Here is a 22367-nt window from a genome sequence, read left to right on the forward strand (position 1 = left end):
GTTGCCATGACTGTCACGCGCATACTTGGGACACAGTTTGATCATCATCTAACATACCCCGTGGTGTGGCGTAGGTTCCACTCATTTGTATCGCGGTACGTGTGGTTACACGGCCTCGCGCAGGCGCGCAACGGCAGCGTCGATTCGCTCGTCACTGGCGGTTGTGGACAGCCGAACGTAACCGTTCCCCGCGTCCCCGTAGAACGTCCCGGGGCCCACCACGATGCCCAGTTCGGCAAAGCGACCCACCGTGTCCCAGGTATCCTCGCCGGCGGTTGCCCACAGGTACAGGCCGGCCTCGGAGTGCTCGATCCGCAGCCCGAAAGCTTCCACGGCGGGCAGCAGCGTGGCGCGGCGTTCCCGGTAGAGCGCCTTCTGAGCGGCCACGTGAGCGTCGTCGGCGAGGGCCACGCGCATGGCTTCCTGCACGGGGTAGGGCACGATCATGCCCGCGTGTTTGCGCGAGTTGATCAGCGACGGCATCAGTTCGGGGTCACCGGCCAGGAAAGCGGCGCGGTAACCGGCGAGGTTGGACTGCTTGGACATTGAGTACGCGCTCAGCACGAGTGAGAGGTCTCCCCCGGTCACCCACTCGTCCAGCACGGACGGCACGGGCTCACCGCCCTCGGCCACGTCCCAGTCGCCCCAGCCCAGTTCCGCGTAGCACTCGTCGGAGACGACCACCGCACCCTGCGCGCGCGCCTGGTCCACGATCTTCTTGAGGCCGGCGGCATCGCGCACGATACCCGTGGGGTTGCCCGGCGAGTTGACCCACACCATCCGCACGCGCGAGCGCACCTCGGGAGCCAGGTCGTCGAGGTCGTCGGCGGCCACCGCCTCGGCACCGGCCAGTTGCGCCCCGATGTCGTAGGTGGGGTAGGCAACGGTGGGGCGCGCGACGACGTCGCCGGGACCCAGTCCCAGCAGCAGCGGCAGCCACGCGACCAGTTCCTTGGAACCAACGGTGGGCATCACGGCGGCCGGATCCAGATGGGCGACGCCGCGGCGTCGGGCGTACCAGTCCACGATCGCCTCGCGCAGTGCGGGCATTCCGTGCGTGGTCGGGTAGCCGGGGGCGTCCGAGGCGGCCGCGAGCGCATCCTGGATCACGAGCGGTGTGGGATCCACGGGCGTGCCGATGGACAGGTCCACCGTGCCGCCCGGGTGCTCAGCCGCGCGCCGGCGATAGGGCGCGAGCCAGTTCCACGGGTAGTCCGGCAGGTCGAGTCCGAGGCTGCGCTGCTGCGTCACGATCAATCCTGGTTCTGCGGGGGAAGTTCGGCGATGATCGGGTGGTCCTTGTGGGTGTTACCCAGTTTGGCGGCACCGCCCGGGGAGCCGAGATCGTCGAAGAACTCCACATTGGCCTTGTAGTACTCGGCCCATTCCTCCGGGGTGTCGTCTTCGTAGTAGATGGCTTCCACGGGACACACCGGTTCGCACGCACCACAGTCAACGCACTCGTCCGGGTGGATGTACAGGGAACGTTCTCCCTCGTAGATGCAGTCCACGGGACATTCTTCGACGCATGCCTTGTCCTTGACGTCCACACAAGGCTGAGCGATCACGTATGTCACGGTAAACGTACCTTTCCTGGTTCGAGGGGATCAGCCAACAGTCTAACCGCGTGGTCAGCCACGTGCTTGTCGGCGGAGTCTGGAGATGTAGCGGCCCGTAACAATTACCGCGGCCATGACGGCCACGAAAATGACGGCGAACCACGCGTAGCCAACCATTCCAATGGGTGCCTCCCACGAGGTGACCACCAGGGCCGAGCCGTTCTTGAGATAAGCAAAGGCCCACGAAAGCACGTAGGTGAGCAGTCCGGGCACCGCTGCTGCCCACACCCGACGGGTCGCCGTACCGCACCACACGCTCGCGAACCACACGAGCGCCCCGGAGAACAGCAGTCCCCACGGCAGCCACACCGACTCGTTGAGATACCAAATGTTCGCGTGCATCACGGTGGCCACGGAGCCGATCAGCAGACCGGTGATCACAGCGGTCAACACCGCGGACAGGGTGGTGGGGTGCGCCGACGCCGCTGTGGTCGGGGTAATCTCGCCCGTCTCGGCTGGCTCGTCGGTCACGATCTCGGTCCCGGGGTCGCTGTGCCACGGGGCCGGATTCACGGGTGTCGTCCGTGCGCTACGGCTCATGCGGACTCACCGCCGGGCAGCTCACCGCGGAGCAAACGGTAGTGCTCGGTGGCCGTCAACGCCTGCGGAACACCGTTGGACAGTTCAAAAGTGTCCGGATCGTCGTCCGGCAAAACGATTTGTGTGGCGTGGGCGGCCATTGCCGAGCGCTTGGCTCCAAGGTGGCCGTCGATCACGGCCTGCTGCCGCTGATCCGCGGGGTCGGCTTCGCCCTCGGTGCCCCACACCAGCGCAACGTCCCAGGCTCGCGCGCCGCGAGCGGGCGTCATGGCCTGGTCGACCCCGAGCACCGTGACGTGATGGGTGCGCACGTGGTCCGGGTGGCCGTAGCCGCCGTCATCACAGTAGGTGACCACCACGTGCGGACGGACTGCACGGATCGCCGCGGCCACGTGGGCGGCTGCTTCGAGTTCCGTGGCCGAGGTGAGGGCGGCCGAGGACACGTCCTCGGCGGGCTGTGCCCGGCCGTTGTCACCCCAGCTCATACCCGAATCCAGGTAACGACCCAGCCCGTTGGCGAATCCCACGGACTCATCGACAGCGGGAGTCTCCCCGGCGAAAAAGCGATCGGACAGACCGAGTGCCGCGGCGGCGTCGTCGAGCTCGCCCACGCGGTACAGGCCCAGGGCGGTGCCGTCGGTGTCCGGGCAGCCGGGCCGGCCCACTTCGAGGTGACGCAGCGGCTCCGGAATGACCTCGCCGCGTTCGCCGCGAGTCATGGTGAGGAGCACGTTGGTGGCACCGGCGTGAGCGTAGTGCGCAATGGAGGCGCCCGTGGCAATGGACTCGTCGTCCGGGTGGGCGTGAACCCACAGGATCCGCGCGTCCCCCGGGGCACGGCCCGCGGGCAGTAGCGAATCCACTGCGCCCTCGGTGACCGTGCCCGATCCGGGATAGCGCGGTGTGCTCATGATCAGGCGCGAGCCCGCTGACGAGCAGCCTTCACGCGATCATTGGCTTCCAGGACGAGCTTGCGGATGCGGATGGCTTCCGGGGTGACCTCCACGCACTCGTCCTCGCGAGCGAACTCGAGGCATTCCTCGAGGGTGAGCTTGCGCGGCGGTGTGAGGTGCTCGAAGCTGTCCGAGGTGGAGGAGCGCATGTTGGTGAGCTTCTTCTCCTTGGTGATGTTCACGTCCATGTCATCCGCGCGGGAGTTCTCACCCACGATCATGCCCTCATAGACCTCAGAGGTGGGCTCCACGAAGAAGGAACCGCGCTCCTGCAGGTTGATCATGGCGAACGGGGTGACCACACCGGCGCGGTCCGCGATGAGCGAGCCGTTGGTGCGGTACTCGATGTCGCCGGCCCACGGCTCGTAGCCGTCGGAGTACGACGACGCGATGCCGGCACCTCGGGTCTCGGTCAGGAACCGCGTGCGGAACCCGATCAGACCGCGCGAGGGAACCTTGAACTCCATGCGCACCCAACCGGTGCCGTGGTTGACCATGCCCTCCATGCGGCCCTTACGACCGGCCATGAGCTGGGTGATGGCACCGAGGAATTCGTCCGGGGCGTCAATGGTCATGTGCTCGTAGGGCTCATGCACCTTGCCGTCGACGGTCTTGGTGACCACCTGGGGCTTACCCGCGGTGATCTCAAAGCCTTCGCGGCGCATCTGCTCCACCAGGATGGCCAGCGCCAGCTCGCCACGGCCCTGTACTTCCCAGGCGTCGGGACGCTGGGTGGGCAGAACCTTGAGGGAAACGTTACCGATGAGCTCCTTGTCCAGGCGGTCCTTCACCTGGCGGGCGGTCACCTTGGCACCCTTGACGCGGCCGGCCAACGGGGAGGTGTTGATACCGATGGTCATGGAGATCGCGGGATCGTCCACTGTGATCAGCGGGAGCGGCTGCGGGTTGTCCGGGTCGGTCAGGGTCTCACCAATGGTGATGTCCTCGATACCGGCAACGGCCACGATCTCGCCGGGGCCGGCCTGCTCCGCGGGGACACGGTCCAGGCCCTTGGTGGCCAGCAGCTCGGAAATCCGGACATTCTTGAGCTGACCGTCCTGGCGAGCCCAGGCAACGGTCTGACCCTTCTTGAGGGTGCCGTTGAAAATCCGCAGCAGAGCCAACCGACCCAGGAACGGGGAGGCGTCCAGGTTGGTCACGTGGGCTTGCAGCACGCCGCCTTCTTCGTAGGACGGCGCGGGAATGTGCTCGATGATGGTCTTGAACAACGGCTCGAGGTCTTCGTTCTCCGGAAGTTCACCATTACCGGGCTGTTCGGTGGAGGCGCGACCGGCCTTGCCGGAGGCGTACACCACTGGGACGTCCAGAACGGCGTCCAGGTCCATTTCCGGGTAGTCCTCGGAGATGTCGGAGGCCAGGCCGAGCAGCAGATCCATGGTGTCGGAAACCACTTCTTCAATGCGTGCGTCCGGGCGGTCCACCTTGTTGACCACGAGGATCACGGGCAGCTTGGCCTCCAGGGCCTTACGCAGCACGAACCGGGTCTGGGGCAGGGGGCCCTCGGAAGCATCGACCAGGAGCACCACGCCGTCCACCATGGACAGGCCGCGCTCCACCTCGCCACCGAAGTCGGCGTGGCCCGGGGTGTCGATCACATTGATGGTGATGGTCTCGCCGTTGGCCGAGGGTCCGTCGTAGAACACGGTGGTGTTCTTCGCCAGGATGGTGATGCCCTTCTCCCGCTCCAGGTCGCCCGAGTCCATGACTCGTTCTTCGACCTCTCCGTGTGAGGAGAAAGCGTGCGTCTGCTGGAGCATGGCATCGACGATGGTGGTCTTGCCGTGGTCAACGTGGGCAACAATTGCCACGTTACGCAGATCGGCGCGCTGGGCGGTGGTTTCAGACATACGCAAGTCTCTCTTCATAACTCGAGGTAGAGGGGAATCTCAGCGATTCTACTCTTCCTGATGCCCTTGCTCGTCCACACGTGACCTATCACTCACTTCCAGCTGCTTCCCAGGGCCCGTGGTGTGCGAGTGACCCGCGTGACCACCCGGGCCACTTGCATCGGCCTGGTCCCTACCCCAATAATTCCGGCCTGTGCCACGGCTTGTCCTGCACGTGTTCGTTCACGAAAGCCAGAACGGTCTCGTACCAGGTGCGCGCGTTGGCCGGTTTGAGGATCCAGTGGTTCTCGTCCGGGAAGTACAAGAACTTGTGCCCCTTCACCGCGGTGTGCCGCTGCAGATCCGACCATAGTTGCAGCCCCTGAGAAATGGGTACGCGGTAGTCCTTGTCACCGTGAATCACCAGCATGGGCACCTGGATGTCGCCCACGAACCGATGCGGGGAATAGTGCCCGGCCTGCGACGGCGCCATGGCCTCTTCCCACTCGGTGTTGTCCGTGGTGGAGCCCATGGTGTGCAGATCCCACAGCGACGCGTGAGTCACGATGCAGTTGAACCGCTCCCCCGTGTGGCCGGCCACCCAGTTGGCCATGTACCCGCCGTAGGAGCCACCCAGCAGGGCCTGCCGCTCGGCGTCGATGTCCTGGCGTTGCGTGGCGGCTTCCACCAGTGCCATGACATCCGTGAACGGCGCACCGCCCAGTTCCTGCTGACCGCGGTCGATCATGGCCTGACCGTAGCCGGTGGAAATGGCGGGGTCCGGGAGCAGCACCGCATAGCCGCCGGCCACGAAGGGCCACGGGTTCCACCGCCAGGACCATGCGTTGTTGGAAGCCCACGGCCCGCCGTGCACGAACACGAGCAACGGAAGTTCCTCCGCGGCGGGGGTGTCCGGCAGGGCGAGCCACGCGCGAATTTCCGTACCGTCCTGTGCAACGGTGGTGACTTCTTCGAGTCGGCCGGCCGGAACGCCGTCGGGCAGAAGCCCCTGCACCGGTGCGGGATCCGCCGAGAAGCCCTCGCTCGACCACGATACGAGCTCCTCGGGTCGGTCCAGGCGGGATCGCAGAGCCCAGAGCCGCTCCCCCGTCACGTGAACAGATCGGTACGTCCAGCCTTGACCATCGCCGCCGGCAGCAATATCGACGCGCGGTTCATCTCCTGGTGCACAACTGATGCGCACCACAATGCCGCGGCCACGGTAATCGGCACTGCACACCACGGTAGCGTCATCAATCCACTGGGGACCCTCTCCCCAGTACTGGTCTCCAGGCAGGATCTCGTGTGCGTCACCCGACACGAAGTCGTAAAGGCACAGCGATATGGAGAGATTCTGCGTACTGGTCCACAGCCGCTCCTTGACGATGATGGCCCGGGTTCCGTCCGGGCTCACAGGACCTACCTCCCACCAGGTGTCCTGTTCGACGGGACGGATAAGTTCAGGCTCCCCAGAGCCATCGTCGGTGACGGGCACACGCCAGATCTCCGAACGTTCCCACCCGCCGTCCATCCAAGCTTGCACGGTGACCACCGCGAAACTCCCGTCCGGCGAGGGCTCATAACCCAGCAAACGACCCTCCGGAAGTCGAACGTGCCGTGCTTGGTCCTGGACCGAAGCGCCGTCGGCAGCAGCCACGGCGTCCACGAACCAGAGCGTGGGCACATCCGGCCCCAGATCGTGGTCCCAATCGCGGGTGGGCGCCGACTCGTACAACACCGCACTCACGCCCGAGTCTTCGCGCAATTTGTCCAACCGCTCGTTCTCGGCGGTGACCTCATTGGCGTGGCGGGCAGACGGGAGCGTGCCACTTACGAAGAACAGACGGTCGCCACCCAGCTTGAGGTCTTCGACGCCGCCGGGCCGTTCCAGAATCATCCGCGCCTCGCCGTACGGGGGCAAAAGCCACAGCCGTGTGCGGTCCTTGTCGTCCTGGCTGGCCGGGCGGGCAGACGAGAAGAAGAGGGCGCCGCCGACCCCTGGACACACTTCCGACACACCGTGCTGATCGTGAGTCAGCTGCCGGGTCTGGATCTCGTCCTGGTCCGTCTCTACCGACCACGCCTGCGTCACGTACTTCTTGCCATCTGTAGACAGGTCTTTACGGAGGGCCACCACAGTGCCCGATTTGTGGGTATTGAATCCGGACAGGCGAGGCGACGCGATCAAATGCTCGGGGGTATCTACGCGGAATGTCATGTAGGTCACACTAACGCGATGCTCTGACACCCATAGGCGGGCTGTGCCAACAATACCCTAGGGGGTACTTGCACTATACCCCCTAGGGTATTACCGTTTTGGTCAACACCCGGAGGGGCAGCAGGCTCCCCGATGTCACAAGTAAGGAGAACTCCTCATGCTTCTGGAACGCATCTACGACGAGGACTTGGCCCAGGCGAGCTTCGTGATCGGCTGCCAGGCCAAGAAAGAGGCCATCGTGGTCGATCCACGGCGCGACCTTGACGTTTATGTGAAGATCGCGGAGAAGAACGACATGAAGATCATGGGTGTGACCGAGACTCACATCCACGCAGATTTCCTCTCCGGTACTCGTGAATTGGCCTCGGCCACTGGTGCCACCATGTACGTCTCCGGAGAAGGTGGCCAGGATTGGCAGTACGAATTCGACGCAACCCGCCTCTATGACGGGAGCGAGATCAAACTTGGCAACATCACCATTACCGCAGTACACACCCCCGGACACACGCCCGAGCACCTCTCGTACCTCGTCACCGACGGCGCGTTCGCGGACGACCCGGGTTACATGCTCACTGGAGACTTCGTGTTCTCGGGTGACTTGGGCCGACCCGATCTGCTCGATGAGGCCGCCGGCGGCGTCGATACCCGCTTCGAGGGTGCCAAGCAGATGTTCAAGAGCCTTCGAGACAAGTTCTTGACCTTGCCGGACCTCGTGCAGGTGTTCCCCGGCCACGGCGCCGGATCTGCCTGCGGTAAGTCCCTGGGCGCTATCCCCTCCACCACCGTGGGCTATGAGCGCCGCTTCTCCTGGTGGGCCTCCTACGCGGAGAACAACGACGAACAGGAATTCATCGACGAGCTCCTCGATGGGCAGCCTGACGCACCGTTCTACTTCGGCCGGATGAAGAACCAGAACCGCCGCGGTCCGGAGATCATGGGTGAACGCGCCCCGCTAGAAGAACTCGACAACGCGGAAGTCGCCAAGAAGCTGGAAGCCGACGAAGTCAGCTTCGTGGATACCCGTTCCGCGGACGCCGTCCATAATGGCACCGTTGAAGCTGCACTGAACATTCCAGGCTCCGGCAATACCGCCACGTATGGGGCCTGGGCGGTGAACCCGGAAACGGATGATCGCTCCCTGGTCCTCTTGGCGGAAGACCAGGAGTCGGCGCAGAGCATCTGGGACCACCTGGTGCGCGTGGGCATCGACAAGGTGGCCGGATACGTGACCTCGTTCGATGGACTCCCCGTTTCCGAACCTCAAGTGATCAACCCAGGAGATGTGGAATCCTTCGATGCAGCGACGCTTCTGGACGTGCGCGCGGTGAGTGAATACGACGAGGGACACATTCCCGGCGCCACCCAGCTGCACGGTGGTCGAGTGCTGTGGAACTTGGACAAGCTCCCGCAGCACGGAACCATCGTCACGTACTGCAAGAGCGGGGCGCGTAGCTCGATCGTTGCGAACGTCCTACGCCACGCGGGCTACGACGTGGCCGAGCTCAAGGGCTCCTACGATGCTTGGCCAATTCACCAGGACTCCGTTAGCAGCGCCTCTCACTAAGAAATCCTGACGACCGAGGCCGGGAGGTCCACCCATTGCGGGTGGGCCTCCCGGCCTCTTGGTGTTCGGCTTCCCGTGGAGAACCCGTCACCCAGCGCCGTCATTGGCTCTGCACCATGGGCATGACTCCAGGTAGGCCACTGCACATTGCGCCCGAATAACCGGTTCAAGAAAACTCCCCGTCGAATGAGCTGAAACTTAGCTCATTCGGCGGGGAGTTCCTTACCGCCTGCGATTTCCTCGAGAAAAGGGAGCTCGCACGACCGGGGGTCAGCCAGCGAACGCCTTAGACCTAAGGGGACAACGGGAAACGGCGAACCAGCAGACCAGCGCGGGGACAGCAGCAGCCCCGGCTGCACCCGCCACGATCAGGCCTCCCACGCCCGGCAGTTCCTGAGCGAGTACGAAGAATCCCATGACGAGCACGAAGACCCCGAACCCTTTCCGCAATGCGGCTTCCGGGATCTTTCCCGCCAGCCGAGCACCAATCACTGACCCCACTATTGCGGCGGCAGTGACGGCCCCTACGAGTGCCCAGTCCAGCGAGACGGAAGTGAGATAGCCGCCCAGTCCCGCGAAGGACTTCATGGCGATGACCACGAGCGAGGTTCCCACAGCAACCGGCATGGACAGGCCGCCGAGCAACGCCAGGGCCGGGACGACCAGGAAACCTCCGCCGGCCCCGACCAGCCCGGTGACCAGGCCCACCACGAGCCCCTCGATGAGAATTTTGACGAGCGGCAGATCCGTGCGCTCAGAGCTCTCCTTCTCCTTCTTTCGACCACGAATTATCGCCAAGGACGTGGCCACCATCATCACGGCAAACGCAATCATCAGCACCGTGCCTGGGATGTACCCGCCGGCCAGTCCCCCGAGGAACGCGCCGACCATGCTGGCAAGCCCGAAAATCAACGCGGTTCGCCACTTCACCCGTCCCTGGCGGGCATGCGTGACAGCGCTGAAGACCGAGGTCACCCCCACCACGAAGAGCGACGCCGCAATGGCCTCCTTAGGATCCAATCCGGCCACGTAGGTGAGGATCGGAACGGTGAGAATGGATCCGCCGCCACCGAGCAACCCCAGCGAAAGTCCGATCATGATCGACAACAACAGGGTCAGTGCAAGAGTCAGTGTCATGAGAAGTCCTGTCCCCCTTAAAGCTCCGCGCCTTCGAGCGCGCAGCTTCAGGGATTACTCGGAGCGTGCCGGGATCTGCTGAATGGCCGAGGTGGCGGTGGGCTCCACCGCCGCTTTGTTCCACGGCATGGCCGACAGTGCCTTGCCCATGGCGCAGGTATTGGTGGCGGCGGAGAAGGTGAGCCCAGTGCCAATAATTCCGGCCACAGTACGCAGTTTGGGCGAAACGAATTTTCCGCCGACCAAACCGGTCAACACCAAGGAGCCGGCCACCAGGCGCACCTGTCGTTCGAGATCCCAGCGGGATGCGCCGCGCACCACATCACCACCGGCATCGGCGAACCCCGAGGCACCGCCTTCAAGTACGTATGCCGATTCGAGCCCCACAGTAGCCAGCCGTCGACGCGCTTGCTCTGCCCGAACGCCCGAGTGGCACACCAGCACAACGCGCTCTCCCAGCCGGGAAACGAGGTCTTCCGTGTGCTCGGACAGCAGGTTCAGCGGCACGTTGTAGGAGCCCTTGATGTGGAGGGACTCGAACTCGGCCGCAGACCGGACGTCAATCACCACCAGATCCTGGTGTTGCACCATCCACTCGCGGAGGGTTTGGGGGCTGACGTCGGTGACGGTGGGAGTAGACATGAGAGTCCTTTCGAGTAATTGAGCCGAAGTGATGACGCCAGTATGCTTTATACCCCTAGGGGTATGCAAACGCCCCCGGGGGTATAGAATGCTTTCAAATATCAGATTCAGGAGACCCCATGGAACTTGACCCCTCAGACATCACGCCGGCCATCAATCGACTCAAGCGAGCCCAGGGCCAACTCGCAGCGGTCATTCGCATGGCCGAAGAGGGCAAGGAGTGCAAGGACGTGGTCACCCAATTGTCTGCCGTGTCCAAAGCCCTGGACCGCGCAGGCTTCTTGATCGTCGCGAGCGGCCTCGAACAGTGCTTCAAGAACCCGGACGAAGCCATGGACAAGAAGGAAATGGAAAAGCTATTCCTCTCCCTTGCCTAACGACTCGCAGTGGACTCGCCACCCTCGAACCTCACAGATGAGATGCAGGCTGCCAGGATGGCCGAATGAACACGCGCCAGATTTTCGCCGCCCTCGCGAACTCCGATACTCGCGATCTGTATGCCCGGGTCATCCTCGGTCAAGTCCCCGAGTCGCCCACCTCCAAGCAATCGCGGGCCCTCCTGAACCTGCATCGCGCCGGATTGATCGACACCCCCGACGGCACATGGTCACCTACCGCCGTGTTCCGTGAGCTCTTGGCCGAGGGCGCCAGGCACACACCCAAGGGTTACGAGCGATTTCTGGAGAACGGGCGCGTTACACGGTGGCCGTCCAAGGCAGCGGATAAAGACGGGCTGATCCGATGGATCATGGATCAATGTTTGGCAACTGACGAGCGCGTCGAAGAGCGAGAGCTCAATAACCGGATTGAGAAGTTCAGCGATGATCCGGCCCTGATTCGCCGGCACTGCGTGGACACCGGGTACATCTCGCGCGCACAGGACGGCAGCGAGTACCGCAGGTAGAAGCAGGGCTCACTCGCGTTAGCAGTTATCCATTTCAATTGGTGTCATGCGTGATTCATGTGCATTTCACGCGGATGCCCTGAATCCCACTAGCTAATGCAGGGATGATTTAGCGGCTACCCAATTACGAAACACTCTTCACGGACCGCGGACCCGCGAGATGCCCGTCACAGCAAGGCAAGGCTATCCTCGGTAGGCAATTAGAGAACATGGGACTTCGCTAATTTAATTACGTCAGAGTGGTTTGATCTAAGGTTCAACTTACTTGTAATACGGGATTTTCGCTCGTATCTTTATAAATACGAACCGCCTGAGAGGAACAGATCATGGCTACTTTGACCGCCGTCTCCGCTTGCGCCGCCACCGCGTGCGCATATAACGACAACGGCTGCTCCGCGCCCGCCATCACCGTGGGCGGCAGCGGCTCCACCGCATCCTGCACCACTTTCATTTCCCTGGACGCTCGCGGAGGCCTGCCCACCGCTAACGGCCAGGTTGGCGCGTGCCAGCGCCTCGAGTGCAAGCACAACACCGACCTGCTGTGCACCGCGTCCTCCATCGAGATGACCGGCGACACCGCTAACTGCGCGTCCTACGAAGCCGAGTAATCACTGACTTCCGAACACAACCGTGCCCGCGCGTTCTTCACGAACGCGCGGGCACGGTTTTTTTAATCCTGCGACCCGCCAGGCGCGCAACCCGAGACTGTGCAACCGCGGACGCCTCCCGATCAATTATTCGGGTGCACCCACCCGTGTCCCGAGCAAGGATTCCACGCGAGCAAACAGTCCACCACACTCCACCACGGACTCGCGGTCGAAGGGCACGAAGAACACACGAGTGCGCTCGGCGCCGTTGCGCATGACCGTCAATCCTGTGACATCGACATCCACCACGAACTCTCGGTTCTTGGTGTGGGAGCAACCTCCGACAGAGGGCTTCTCGCTCAGGACACGCGCTTCGACCCAGCCGTTGCTGACGGCATCGCACAGCGAGGCAAGATCAACGGAATCCAGGCTGGACGCAACATCCAGACCAACGGTCTCGATGTCACCCAAGCCGGCCAGAGCGACGTCGTCATTCCGCTCGACCAGGTGCGCGAACGAAATGGCCGTGGCACCCACGCCGTCGTGCAGCAGAACCCGCGAGACCCGGACGATGCCGAGCATTCCGAAGGGAGACTTGGCTACGGCCTTGACCATTTCGGGCACGTCTTCGTACTCGAGCACATCGGAGGCGCGCTCAGTATCCAGCCAGTCAAGCTGGCCGAGCATGTGCGCGCTGGCCGTGAGAATCTCCACGCGAGGTTCCGGGGAGAGCTTGGTGATGTCCATCCGAACATCCATACTCGTGCCCGGGTTGAGCAGAACCGCGTCATCGGAGCCGGAGAACACCGTGGTCGCCACCATGAGGTCGCCACTGCCGGTCATACCGTGCGCCAGGGCATCGAGCGTGGGCTGCCCTTCGAGCCCGTAGGCAACCAGCGCCGCGCGCCCCGCTCCCGCAAGCATTCGATGTGCCAGTGACACTGCTCGATCGTGGGTGCTGGAACCTTGAGACTGGCCACCAATCGTTCGCTCGACCATGGCTTCCTCGCTCTCTATGTGGCTATCGAAATTTAGGATAGCCTAACCTTTGGCACTCCTCGTGTGAAGAGCATCTCATGAAATACGTCAGGTTTTTATGACTTAAATCCACTCGATTGAGTCCAGGCGCATTCTCAATGTGATGCAGATCATCTTCTGGATGTGAAACCATCTGTTCCATGAGCTTCCTGGATACCCGGCCAACACGGATGTTGACTCTCGCAGCCGCGGTTTCGTTGACCGCGGGCGCTCTGGTGGGGTGTTCGGATACAACCCAGGAGACGAACGACCCGGCGGCCGGGTCCACGGAGCCCACTTCCGCCGAGTCCTCCCTCACATTGCCAGCCGCCGCAGCCGGCCCCGAGTGTCCGGAGGATAGTTGCATCACCATGACTGTGACCGGCGACCTCTTGTTGCACCACGGGTTGTGGGAGAATTTCGGCACGGACCCTGCCGCCCGAGACGGTGAGCATTTTGATTTCGAGCCGTTGCTGGCCGGGCAGCGCCCGTACCTGGAGAACTCGGATATCGGCGTCTGTCATGCCGAGACTCCCGTAGCGGAAAAGGGCGGGCCTTACGCGGACTACCCCGATTTCCAGGTTCCCCCGGAAATTTTCACCGCTGTGAAGTCGGTTGGTTATGACGCGTGCACCACAGCTAGCAACCACACCGTCGACCACGGGACCGAGGGGCTCAATCGGACGTTGACGTCCTTGGACGAGGCCGGTTTGCAGCACACCGGCTCTTACGATTCTCAGCGGGCGTCAGAAGAACCGCTGCTCCTCCATACGGAAACCGGCACCGTGGCGATCGTGACGGGCACCAACAGTCTCAACAAAAAAGTGCCGGACCATGATTGGCAGGTTGACCGCTTCCGGGACGGCGAAGACCCCACCGTGGACCCGGAGGTTGCCCAGGCTGACATCGACCACGCCGCCAGTCAGGCGGAAAAGGCCCGCGAGCAAGGCGCGGATGTGGTGGTGGCAGCCATGCATTCGATCATCGAATACACGGACACGGCCGACGACTTTCAGCAACGAACCGCCCATGCCCTGGCAGACTCCGGTGCTTTCGACGCCGTCTACGGACACGGATCCCACAGCGTGCAGCCCATTGAAAACTATGACGGAACGTGGATTGTCTACGGCGTGGGCAATACAGTGACGGAAACCGCGTCCATGATGCCGAACAACAATGACGGCCTGATCGCACGATTCCAGTTCGCGAAAACCGAGGACGGCAACTGGGACGTCAGCGATCTGTCCTGGGCTCCCAGCTCGAACACCCAGGGCGGCCAGTACGCGTGGTGCTCGGCAGCGTCGGACTCGCCGAACGGAACCTGCCGCTCGGACGCCGCGGACACGCAGAACCGGGAGCGCATTGCACAGATCGTCAACACACCCTCGGCGGTCGAAAACGGCCTGCGCGAATGGCTCGTCAGCGAGGACGTCCCCACGGATAATTAGGGTCTCCGACGTGAAGTGAGGGTCGTGCTGATTCCTGACTCGGAACCTGCACGACCCTCACTTGAGGTTCGCCCGGCGTAGCCACACCGGCGGCAGAGGAAGCTAGCCCTGCACGCCCAGCCTCTTCAGGATGATCTGACGCACGCGGCCGGCGTCGGCCTGCCCGCGGGTGGCCTTCATGACCGGCCCGATGAGCGCACCCACGGCCTGCACCTTGCCGCCCTTGATCTTCTCGACCACGTCGGGCATCTGGGCCATGGCGTCGTCCACGGCAGCCGTCAGGGCACCGTCGTCGGAAACGACCGCAAGGCTGCGGGCCTCAACGATCTCCGACGGGGAACCTTCGCCCTCGACCACGAAACCAATGACCTTCTTGGCCAGCTTGTCGTTGATCTTGCCCTCATCGATCAGGGCGTTGACCTCGACCACGTGGGCCGGGGTCACGGGCAGATCCACGATCTCGACCTCCGCTTGCTTGGCCAGACGGGCGATTTCACCCATCCACCACTTGCGGGCCACGGCGGCAGACGCACCGGCAGCAATGGTCTGCTCGATTTCGTCCATGACACCGGCATTGACGACGTCCCGGAACTCCTCGTCCGAATAGCCCCAGTCGTTCTTCAGACGCTTGCGGCGCTGGGCCGGCGGCTCGGGCAGCGTGGCACGCAGTTCCTCGATCCAGTCCTGCGTGGTGACCACGGGAACCAGGTCCGGTTCGGGGAAGTAGCGGTAGTCGTCCGCGTCGGACTTGGGGCGCCCGGACGTGGTGGACCGGGTGTCCTCGTGCCAGTGGCGGGTTTCCTGAACGATCTTGTCACCGGCCGACAGCACGGCGGCGTGGCGCTGGATCTCGAAACGCACGGCGCGTTCGACGGCGCGCAGCGAGTTCACGTTCTTGGTCTCCGACCGCGTGCCGAACTCCGTGGTGCCCTTGGGCATCAGGGACACGTTGGCGTCGCACCGCACGTTGCCCCGCTCCATGCGGGCGTCGGAGATGCCCAAGTTCTTCACGATCTCGCGAATGGCCGCAACGTACACGCGGGCCAACTCCGGAGCGCGCGAACCGGCACCCACGATGGGCTTGGTCACGATCTCGATGAGCGGCACGCCCGAGCGGTTGTAGTCCACCAGCGAGTGGGACGCTCCCTGGATGCGGCCGGTTGCACCCCCCACGTGGGTCAGTTTGCCGGCGTCCTCCTCCATGTGGGCCCGCTCGATCTCGATGCTGAACGGCGTGCCGTCCTCGAGTTCGAGTTCCAGCCGGCCGTCAAAGGCGATCGGCTCGTCGTACTGCGAGGTCTGGAAGTTCTTGGGCGTATCCGGGTAGAAGTAGTTCTTCCGCGCGAAGTGGCACTTCTGCGCAATGGAACAGTCCAGGGCCAGACCCAGTTTGATCGCGGATTCCACGGCCTTGCCGTTGACCACGGGCAGCACGCCGGGCAGGCCCAGGGACACCGGGGTGATGTTGGTGTTGGGGTCATCGCCAAACGTGTTGGGGGCGGCGTCGAACATCTTGGTGTTGGTGTTCAACTCCACGTGCACCTCGAAACCCAGCACGGGATCGAAGCGCTCCATGGCCTCTTCGAAGGACAGCACGTCCTCGCTCATTATTTGCCTCCCAGCGCGGCACCGGCCGCAAAGTCACGAACGGTAGTGGCGACGTCGTTGCGAGACGCCCACACGGGACCGCCCCACTTCTCGTTGAGCAGTCGTTCAAGACCCGCACCGGCGCGGTAGACGCGTGCGTCTTCGCGAGCCGGGGCCATGAACTGGATACCCACCGGCAGATCGTCCTCGGGAGCCAGCCCGCCCGGGAGCGAGATGGCAGGGATGCCCGCCAGATTGGTGGGGATGGTGGCGATGTCGTTGAGGTACATCTGCATGGGATCCGCGGACTCGTCCACCCCGCCGATGGTGAAGGCGGTGGTGGGAGCGGTGGGCGAAATCAACACGTCCACCTTCTCGAACGCGGCATTGAAGTCGCGTTGCACCAGGGTGCGCACCTGCTGGGCCGAGCCGTAGTAGGCGTCGTAGTATCCGGCGGACAGGGCGTAGGTGCCCAGGATGATGCGGCGCTTGACCTCATCACCGAAACCGGCGGCGCGGGATGCTCCCATGACGCGCTCGATCGTGGGGTTCCCCTCGGGGACAACGCGCAGGCCGAACCGAACGCCGTCGTACTTGGCGAGGTTCGAGGAGACCTCGGAGGACATAATCAGGTAGTAGGCACCCAACGCGTACTCGAAGTTGGGGGTCTCGACCTCCACGACCTCGGCGCCGGCCGACTGCAGCAGCTCCACCGCCTCATTGAAACGCTGCTGCACGCCGGCCTGGAAACCCTCGCCGGTGAGCTGCTTGACCACGCCCACGCGCAGGCCCTTGAGCCCGCCGTCCTCGGCACCCTGACGGGCCGCCGCGGCGAAGGACCCCACGGGGTCGTTCAGGGAGGTGGAATCCTGCGGGTCGTGGCCCGCAATGACCTCGTGCAACAGGGCCGAGTCCAGCACGGTGCGTGAGCACGGTCCCACCTGATCCAGGGAGGACGCCATGGCGATCACGCCGTAACGGGACACCGAACCGTACGTGGGCTTGACGCCCACGGTGCCGGTGACCGCGGCGGGCTGGCGGATGGAACCGCCCGTGTCCGTGCCGAGCGCCAGGGGCGCCTGGAACGCGGAGACCGCAGCGGCGGAACCGCCACCGGAACCGCCCGGGATCCGGTTGAGGTCCCACGGGTTACGCGTGGGCCCGAACGCCGAGTGCTCCGTGGAGGAGCCCATGGCGAACTCGTCCAGGTTGGTCTTGCCCAGAATGGGCATCTTGGCGGCGCGTACGTTCTTGGTCACGGTGGCGTCGTACGGGCTCAGCCAGCCTTCGAGCATCCGGGACGCCGCGGTGGTGGGCTGGCCCTTGGTCACGATCAGGTCCTTGACCGCGATGGGTACACCGGCGAGCTCATGCAGCTGCTCACCGTTGGCGCGGGCCTGGTCGACCTCCTTCGCAACCCGCAGGGCGCCCTCGCGGTTGCGATGCAGGAAGGCGTTGAGTCCGTCGGTGCCCTTGTGCCGATCCTCCGGGTCCACTGCGTGGCCCTCGGTGGCGTCGATCTGCTCAAGGTGCGCGTTGACGGCGTCAACGGACGATACGTCCCCCGAGGCCAGCTTGACCGCGAGATCCGCGGCCGACAGTTCTACAATGCGTTCGCTCATGCTCACGCTCCGTCCAGAATTGCGGGCACACGGAATTTGCCGTCCTGGCTGTCCGGTGCGTTGGAGAGGGCCTCTTCCTGGGTGAGGGTCTCCCCCACCACGTCCTCACGGAAAACGTTCTGCAACGGCAGCGGGTGGCTGGTTGCGGGAACGTCAGGTCCGGCCGCTTGGCTGACCGAGGCCACGGACGAGACGATGAGGTCGAGTTCGCCGGCAACGCGCGCGAGTTCTTCCTCGGTCATTTCGATGTGCGCGAGCTCGGCCAGGTGGGCCACCTGCTCGCGATTAATCGCAGACATGCATGCTCCTGGTATTTGCTAGTGATTCCGATCCAGTCTAGCGAGCGCCTAGGCTTGACCGAGAACGACCGACTTTCACCTATCTCACTAAGGGGTCCCAACTCGTGGCTCGATCCTCCGCCCGCCCGCCCAAACGTCACCCCGGTGGCCCCTCCAAAAAGCCCCGCCTGTCCCGCGCCGATGCGGCCAAGGCCCAGTCCGATCACGACAACGCGTGGCGGCAGTGGGTATCCGACGGCGCCGTTGAGGCCGTGGACACCGCACTGACCCACGTGCAGACCGTGGTGGAGGATCAGGTGCTGCAATTCGGTGCTTTCCCCGTGTTCGTGGTCACCGGTTCCAAGGACGGCGAGTTCGAGCTGAATTCCCTGGACCCCGCGGACACCGCAGACCGGCGCCCGGATGACGTTCTGGAAGAACTGCGCGCCATGACCGCGGCCAAGGCGTCGGACCTGCTGGTCGCCGCCTTGGCCTATCCCGCAACCCTGCCCGACCGTTCCGGGGCCAGAGCCGTGATCGTGGAGGTGGAACACCGCGAGCGCTTGAGCCTGGAAGTTGTTCAGGAGTACAAAACCGTGGAGTCCAAGGGCAAGACCTTCGTGAACTTCGGGGACCCGCACACCGACCGCCGCTGGGACCCGTGGCTGTTCACCGTGCGCCACTAAATGGCTCCGCCCACGAAAAACCGCCGCCGTGCACCTTTGCACGGCGGCGGTTTTCTGTGAGTCGGCAACGACTCAGCGGCTTACCACTTGGGCAGCTGGGGCAGTTCGCCCTCGGATTCGACGTTCTCGTCGTCGCCTCGGGCCAACCAGGCGAGCAAGCCTTCGCGATCCGAGGTGATCTCCTGGCCGCCGTCGCCAATGATCCATTCATCGCGCTCCTCGGTGCGCAGGGTCATCCCCGGCGCGTCCTTGGCGCGCATGGTGCGAACCGCCGCTTCGACCGCGTTGAGCAGCGAGTCCGGGTCCGCCTCTTCAATGGTCCAGGTGGTGTCGAGGTCGTGGTGGTGCACCACTACCTCGGACACGCGCACGGCCGGGATGGACGTGGCGGGAATGGGCTTGCCGTGCAAGTCCAGTTCCTCGGTGGTGATCTCACCCTTGAGACGTTCGCACTGCTCCTCGAAGTAGTCCGCGCTGTCACGGACCTTTTGGATGAGCTCCTCCCTGGGAAGGGCTGCCAGCTCGTCGATCTCGCGATCACGGGCCTCTTGGGATTCGTAGGGCTGTTGCGGCACGCCGGTCACGGCCCAGTCGATGAGCTTGACCAGCGCCTTGCCGTTGGATGCGAGGTGAGCAATCACGTGCGCACGATCCCAGCCCTCGCACAGGGTGGGTTCGGTCATTTCGCGATCGGCCAGCGACTCGATGGTCGCCAGGAACATGTCGGTTTCACGACGCAAGCGGGAAAGGTCTGAGGTCAGGCGTGCGGAATTAATCATGTCTCCACCCTAGTAAGTCTGTTGTGACACCCGGCACAGGTGACCGCCGATGACACATACCGATTTCGTCCAAATACGTCCCCGAACCGTGGCCCGCGATATCCCTAGGACGCGCCGAGCTTCATTTTCTGGCGCAGTTCACGGCGCGCGCGCTGGGTGTCCGGGTCCGGCACCGGGACCGCGGCCAACAGCCGCTTGGTGTAATCCTGCTCGGGCTTGCGCAGCACCACTTCTCGCTGTCCCTGTTCCACGATCCGGCCGTGCTGCATGACCACGATGCGGTCCGCGAGCCGGTCGATCACCGCAAGATCGTGGGTGACGAACAAGCACGCGAAGCCCATCTCGGCCTGCAGTTCTTCGAACAAGTCCAACACCGTGGCCTGCACGGACACGTCCAAGGCCGAGGTCGGCTCGTCCGCGACGAGAAGCTTGGGCTTCAGTGACAGTGCCCGGGCAATACCCACGCGCTGTTTCTGGCCACCCGAGAGTTCGTGCGGGTAACGGTTGCGGTAACTGCGCGGCAACCGCACCTGGTCCAGCAGCTGTTCGATCCGATGCTGCAAATCCTGCCCCTTGGCCAATCCGGCCAGGAACATGGGCTCACCAATGGATTCACCGATCGGCAGCCGCGGATTCAGCGATGACGACGGGTCCTGGAACACCATGCCCACGTCTTTTCGCACGCCGTTGAGTTCTTTCCGGGACGCGCCGCTGAGTTCATGCCCGTCAACGATCAGCGAGCCCTCGACCACGGGCAGCAACCCCACGGCCGCGCGCCCGATGGTCGTCTTACCCGAGCCGGACTCACCCACCAGGCCCAGTACCTCCCGCGCGGCCACGGTCAGACTCACGTCCTCCACGGCCCGGAAGGCGGGGTTGCGCCCTTGCTTGGGGTATTCAATGGCCACATTCTTGAGCTGCAGCACGGGTTCTGTGACGCGCAGCGCCGCGGTGTCCACGCTGGGTTCCGTGTGCCGCGGGGTGCGTGCCGCATCCGTGGGTAGTGCGGGACGGTCGCCCGCGGTCGCCGCTGTCACCGCGGTCGATCCTGCGGTTCCCGCCGAGACGTCATCGGTCGCCGCGGTGTCCCGGTCAGTGGACGACGCCGTCGCCTCGCGTTGCTCCGCCCCGACCTCACGTTCCAGCACGGCCACCATGTCCACGGACTCGCCGGTCTCGCCGCCCTCGCCCAAATGGGGCACCGAGTCCAGCAACGTCTTGGTGTAGGGGTGCTCGGGCGCGGAGAAAATCTGTTCGGCGGTGCCCTTTTCGACGATCCGGCCCTTCTCCATCACGGCAATGCGGTCCGCGAGGTCAGCCACCACACCCATGTCGTGGGTGATCAGGATGACGGCCGAATCCAGTTTGTCCTTGAGGTTTCGGATCAGGTCCAGGATTTCGGCCTGCACGGTGACGTCCAGGGCCGTGGTGGGCTCATCGGCAATCAGCAACTTGGGATCGCAGGACAGTGACTGCGCAATCATGGCGCGCTGACGCTGACCGCCGGACAGCTGGTGCGGATAGGAGCGGAACGCCTTCTCCGGGTCCGGAAGCTCCACCATGGTCAGCATTTCCTTGGCGCGCTCGGCGGCCTGGGAGGGCGACATGTCCCGGTGCAGCCGGATGGTTTCCACGATTTGCTGACCCACGGTGTACACCGGGTTGAGCGCGGTCATGGGTTCCTGGAAAATCACCGCGATCTCTTCACCGCGCACGCGGCGCAGTGCCGCACCCTGCAGCCCGATCAGTTGCTCACCGGCCAGTTGCGCCGAGCCGCTAACCCGGGCGTTCGAGGGCAGCAGTCCCAGGATGGACATCGAACTGGCGGACTTGCCCGAACCGGACTCGCCCACGATGGCCAGCACCTCACCGGCGGCCACCTGGTAATTCAAGTCGATTGCGGCCGGGACCCATTCCTTGTCCACACCGAAGTCCACGGAGAGTCCGTCCACCACCAGGACCGGTTCACCGCGCACCACGCGCCGTTGGCTGCGTGAGCCCCGGGACGAACGCTCGGTGGCGTCCTCGGACCCGGAGCCCCCACTTGGACGGTTGCCGCGTTTGCCCATACCGCCGCGCAGCGACCGACGCTCGCGGCGGCTTTGTGGTTTGTCAGCGGCGTCGTTGTGCCAGGGTGCGTCACCGGACCCGGCGTGCGGACCCGATCCGTTGTTCTCGGGGGTGCCCTCGGGCTGGCCGGGGGCGGAATGCGAGGTGCTCATCGTGTGTGCTCCATCGTGTCTGAAACGTGGTGTGCGTGGGTTGCGGGGTGAGGATGCTTAGCATGAGGGCCATGCCCCAGGACCAGAAATCCCCCGCTGATTCCCCACGTGTCTATCGAGCCGCGTCCGCCCCGTGGCTCACCGGTTTCCTGGTGATCCTGGGCGTGGCCGTGGCTGTGGCGGGTTGGGGTCACAACCCATTGCTCTTCGCGGCGAGCGTGTGCTGCGGTGCCGCTGTGGCCGGGCTGGGCTACGCGCTGTACTGGCGCCCCCGCCTGGAGATCCGCGACCACGGTGTGCGCATCATCAATCCCCTGCGCGCCGTGGTTATTCCGTGGGCGCACATCATTGACGTGCGGACGCGCTTCACGGTCACCGTGGTGACCGAGGCCGGTTCCCATTCGTGCTTCGCGCTGCCCGCCGCGGGGCCGGGGTCCGCGTTGCGCAGCGGACCCCGGGGCGTCTCGCAGGCGCATCCGTTGGCCCGGACGGACGGTGCCGTGCGCACCGGCGACCTGGCCGGCACACGCTCGGGCGCTGCAGCCAATGACATCCGCTCGCTGTGGCAGCGCAAGATCGACACCGGCGAGTTGGACGTCTTCACCCGGGACGACGCCGCTCTGGAGCCGGTACGCATGTCCTACGTTCCCGCCCCGCTCACGGTGACTCTGGTCATGGCCGCCGCGGGTGTCACGCTGTTCGTCACAGCCTGACCCC

Annotated in this window: 21 protein-coding genes; 7 read left to right on the forward strand and 14 right to left on the reverse strand. The window is 64.3% G+C overall.

Features of this window, described 5'->3' with window-relative positions; genetic code table 11:
* Positions 1-105: 105 nt before the first annotated feature.
* From dapC to ABEA06_RS12475, 6 genes are all read right to left on the reverse strand, one after another.
* Positions 106-1251 carry a succinyldiaminopimelate transaminase gene (gene dapC / locus ABEA06_RS12450; protein WP_345311672.1) on the reverse strand — a complete coding sequence of 382 codons (1146 nt, stop codon included), beginning with the start codon at positions 1249-1251 and terminating at the stop codon, positions 106-108.
* A 2-nt stretch (positions 1252-1253) separates the two neighbouring features.
* Positions 1254-1577, reverse strand: a complete 324-nt coding sequence (gene fdxA, locus ABEA06_RS12455) for a ferredoxin (RefSeq protein ID WP_190780008.1) — start codon at positions 1575-1577, stop codon at positions 1254-1256.
* Positions 1578-1631: 54 nt separating this feature from the next.
* Entirely contained in the window at positions 1632-2159 is a 528-nt protein-coding gene (locus tag ABEA06_RS12460) for a hypothetical protein (RefSeq protein ID WP_345311673.1), read from the reverse strand.
* Positions 2156-3070 carry a PIG-L family deacetylase gene (locus ABEA06_RS12465; protein ID WP_345311674.1) on the reverse strand — a complete coding sequence of 305 codons (915 nt, stop codon included), beginning with the start codon at positions 3068-3070 and terminating at the stop codon, positions 2156-2158. The genes ABEA06_RS12460 and ABEA06_RS12465 overlap by 4 nt, the downstream gene beginning before the upstream one ends.
* Before the next feature lie 2 nt (positions 3071-3072).
* Positions 3073-4980 carry a translational GTPase TypA gene (typA, locus tag ABEA06_RS12470; RefSeq protein ID WP_345311675.1) on the reverse strand — a complete coding sequence of 636 codons (1908 nt, stop codon included), beginning with the start codon at positions 4978-4980 and terminating at the stop codon, positions 3073-3075.
* Between the two features lie 172 nt (positions 4981-5152).
* Positions 5153-7177 carry an alpha/beta hydrolase family protein gene (locus ABEA06_RS12475; RefSeq protein ID WP_345311676.1) on the reverse strand — a complete coding sequence of 675 codons (2025 nt, stop codon included), beginning with the start codon at positions 7175-7177 and terminating at the stop codon, positions 5153-5155.
* A gap of 157 nt (positions 7178-7334) precedes the next feature.
* Here ABEA06_RS12475 and ABEA06_RS12480 point away from each other — a divergent pair, with 157 nt between their 5' ends.
* The gene (locus tag ABEA06_RS12480; protein ID WP_345311677.1) at positions 7335-8741 is read left to right on the forward strand and encodes an MBL fold metallo-hydrolase; all 1407 of its coding nucleotides are present in this window, start codon (positions 7335-7337) and stop codon (positions 8739-8741) included.
* Positions 8742-9011: 270 nt separating this feature from the next.
* On the opposite strand, the gene ABEA06_RS12485 is transcribed toward ABEA06_RS12480, so the two are convergent.
* Entirely contained in the window at positions 9012-9878 is an 867-nt protein-coding gene (locus tag ABEA06_RS12485; RefSeq protein WP_345311678.1) for a sulfite exporter TauE/SafE family protein, read from the reverse strand.
* A gap of 54 nt (positions 9879-9932) precedes the next feature.
* On the reverse strand, positions 9933-10520 hold the full coding sequence (locus tag ABEA06_RS12490) for a rhodanese-like domain-containing protein (RefSeq protein ID WP_303383365.1): 588 nt from the start codon (positions 10518-10520) through the stop codon (positions 9933-9935).
* Between the two features lie 119 nt (positions 10521-10639).
* Between ABEA06_RS12490 and ABEA06_RS12495 the strand changes: the two genes are divergently transcribed.
* From ABEA06_RS12495 to ABEA06_RS12505, 3 genes are all read left to right on the forward strand, one after another.
* Complete coding sequence (locus tag ABEA06_RS12495; RefSeq protein WP_016997579.1) at positions 10640-10897, forward strand: metal-sensitive transcriptional regulator; 258 nt, start codon at positions 10640-10642, stop codon at positions 10895-10897.
* Positions 10898-10962: 65 nt separating this feature from the next.
* Positions 10963-11424 (forward strand): DUF2087 domain-containing protein, encoded by a 462-nt coding sequence (locus ABEA06_RS12500; RefSeq protein WP_312396584.1) that lies wholly within the window; start codon positions 10963-10965, stop codon positions 11422-11424.
* A gap of 326 nt (positions 11425-11750) precedes the next feature.
* The gene (locus ABEA06_RS12505; protein ID WP_016997581.1) at positions 11751-12032 is read left to right on the forward strand and encodes a DUF1540 domain-containing protein; all 282 of its coding nucleotides are present in this window, start codon (positions 11751-11753) and stop codon (positions 12030-12032) included.
* 126 nt (positions 12033-12158) lie between these two features.
* On the opposite strand, the gene ABEA06_RS12510 is transcribed toward ABEA06_RS12505, so the two are convergent.
* The gene (locus ABEA06_RS12510) at positions 12159-13010 is read right to left on the reverse strand and encodes a hypothetical protein (protein ID WP_345311679.1); all 852 of its coding nucleotides are present in this window, start codon (positions 13008-13010) and stop codon (positions 12159-12161) included.
* A gap of 389 nt (positions 13011-13399) precedes the next feature.
* Between ABEA06_RS12510 and ABEA06_RS12515 the strand changes: the two genes are divergently transcribed.
* Positions 13400-14476, forward strand: a complete 1077-nt coding sequence (locus tag ABEA06_RS12515; protein ID WP_303383471.1) for a CapA family protein — start codon at positions 13400-13402, stop codon at positions 14474-14476.
* A gap of 102 nt (positions 14477-14578) precedes the next feature.
* Here the strand turns inward: ABEA06_RS12515 and gatB are convergent, their stop codons facing one another.
* Genes gatB through gatC form a run of 3 tightly spaced genes read right to left on the reverse strand, consistent with a single transcriptional unit; the run spans position 14579 to position 17984 of the window.
* A complete protein-coding gene (gene gatB, locus ABEA06_RS12520) occupies positions 14579-16084 on the reverse strand; it encodes an Asp-tRNA(Asn)/Glu-tRNA(Gln) amidotransferase subunit GatB (RefSeq protein WP_345311680.1) in 1506 nt (501 codons plus the stop codon).
* Positions 16084-17685, reverse strand: a complete 1602-nt coding sequence (gene gatA, locus ABEA06_RS12525; RefSeq protein ID WP_345311681.1) for an Asp-tRNA(Asn)/Glu-tRNA(Gln) amidotransferase subunit GatA — start codon at positions 17683-17685, stop codon at positions 16084-16086. Before gatA ends, gatB begins: the two co-directional genes overlap by 1 nt.
* A gap of 2 nt (positions 17686-17687) precedes the next feature.
* On the reverse strand, positions 17688-17984 hold the full coding sequence (gatC, locus tag ABEA06_RS12530) for an Asp-tRNA(Asn)/Glu-tRNA(Gln) amidotransferase subunit GatC (RefSeq protein ID WP_345311682.1): 297 nt from the start codon (positions 17982-17984) through the stop codon (positions 17688-17690).
* Positions 17985-18088: 104 nt separating this feature from the next.
* On the opposite strand from gatC, the gene ABEA06_RS12535 reads away from it, so the two are divergent.
* The gene (locus tag ABEA06_RS12535; protein ID WP_303383303.1) at positions 18089-18649 is read left to right on the forward strand and encodes a hypothetical protein; all 561 of its coding nucleotides are present in this window, start codon (positions 18089-18091) and stop codon (positions 18647-18649) included.
* Between the two features lie 80 nt (positions 18650-18729).
* On the opposite strand, the gene ABEA06_RS12540 is transcribed toward ABEA06_RS12535, so the two are convergent.
* Positions 18730-19428, reverse strand: a complete 699-nt coding sequence (locus tag ABEA06_RS12540) for a maleylpyruvate isomerase family mycothiol-dependent enzyme (RefSeq protein WP_303383304.1) — start codon at positions 19426-19428, stop codon at positions 18730-18732.
* Between the two features lie 104 nt (positions 19429-19532).
* A complete protein-coding gene (locus ABEA06_RS12545; RefSeq protein WP_425559534.1) occupies positions 19533-21497 on the reverse strand; it encodes a dipeptide ABC transporter ATP-binding protein in 1965 nt (654 codons plus the stop codon).
* Between the two features lie 215 nt (positions 21498-21712).
* Here ABEA06_RS12545 and ABEA06_RS12550 point away from each other — a divergent pair, with 215 nt between their 5' ends.
* Positions 21713-22363, forward strand: a complete 651-nt coding sequence (locus tag ABEA06_RS12550) for a PH domain-containing protein (protein WP_312396565.1) — start codon at positions 21713-21715, stop codon at positions 22361-22363.
* Positions 22364-22367: the final 4 nt, after the last annotated feature.

Origin of the sequence: Kocuria gwangalliensis, assembly GCF_039544365.1 — a bacterium.
Lineage (GTDB): Bacteria > Actinomycetota > Actinomycetes > Actinomycetales > Micrococcaceae > Kocuria > Kocuria gwangalliensis.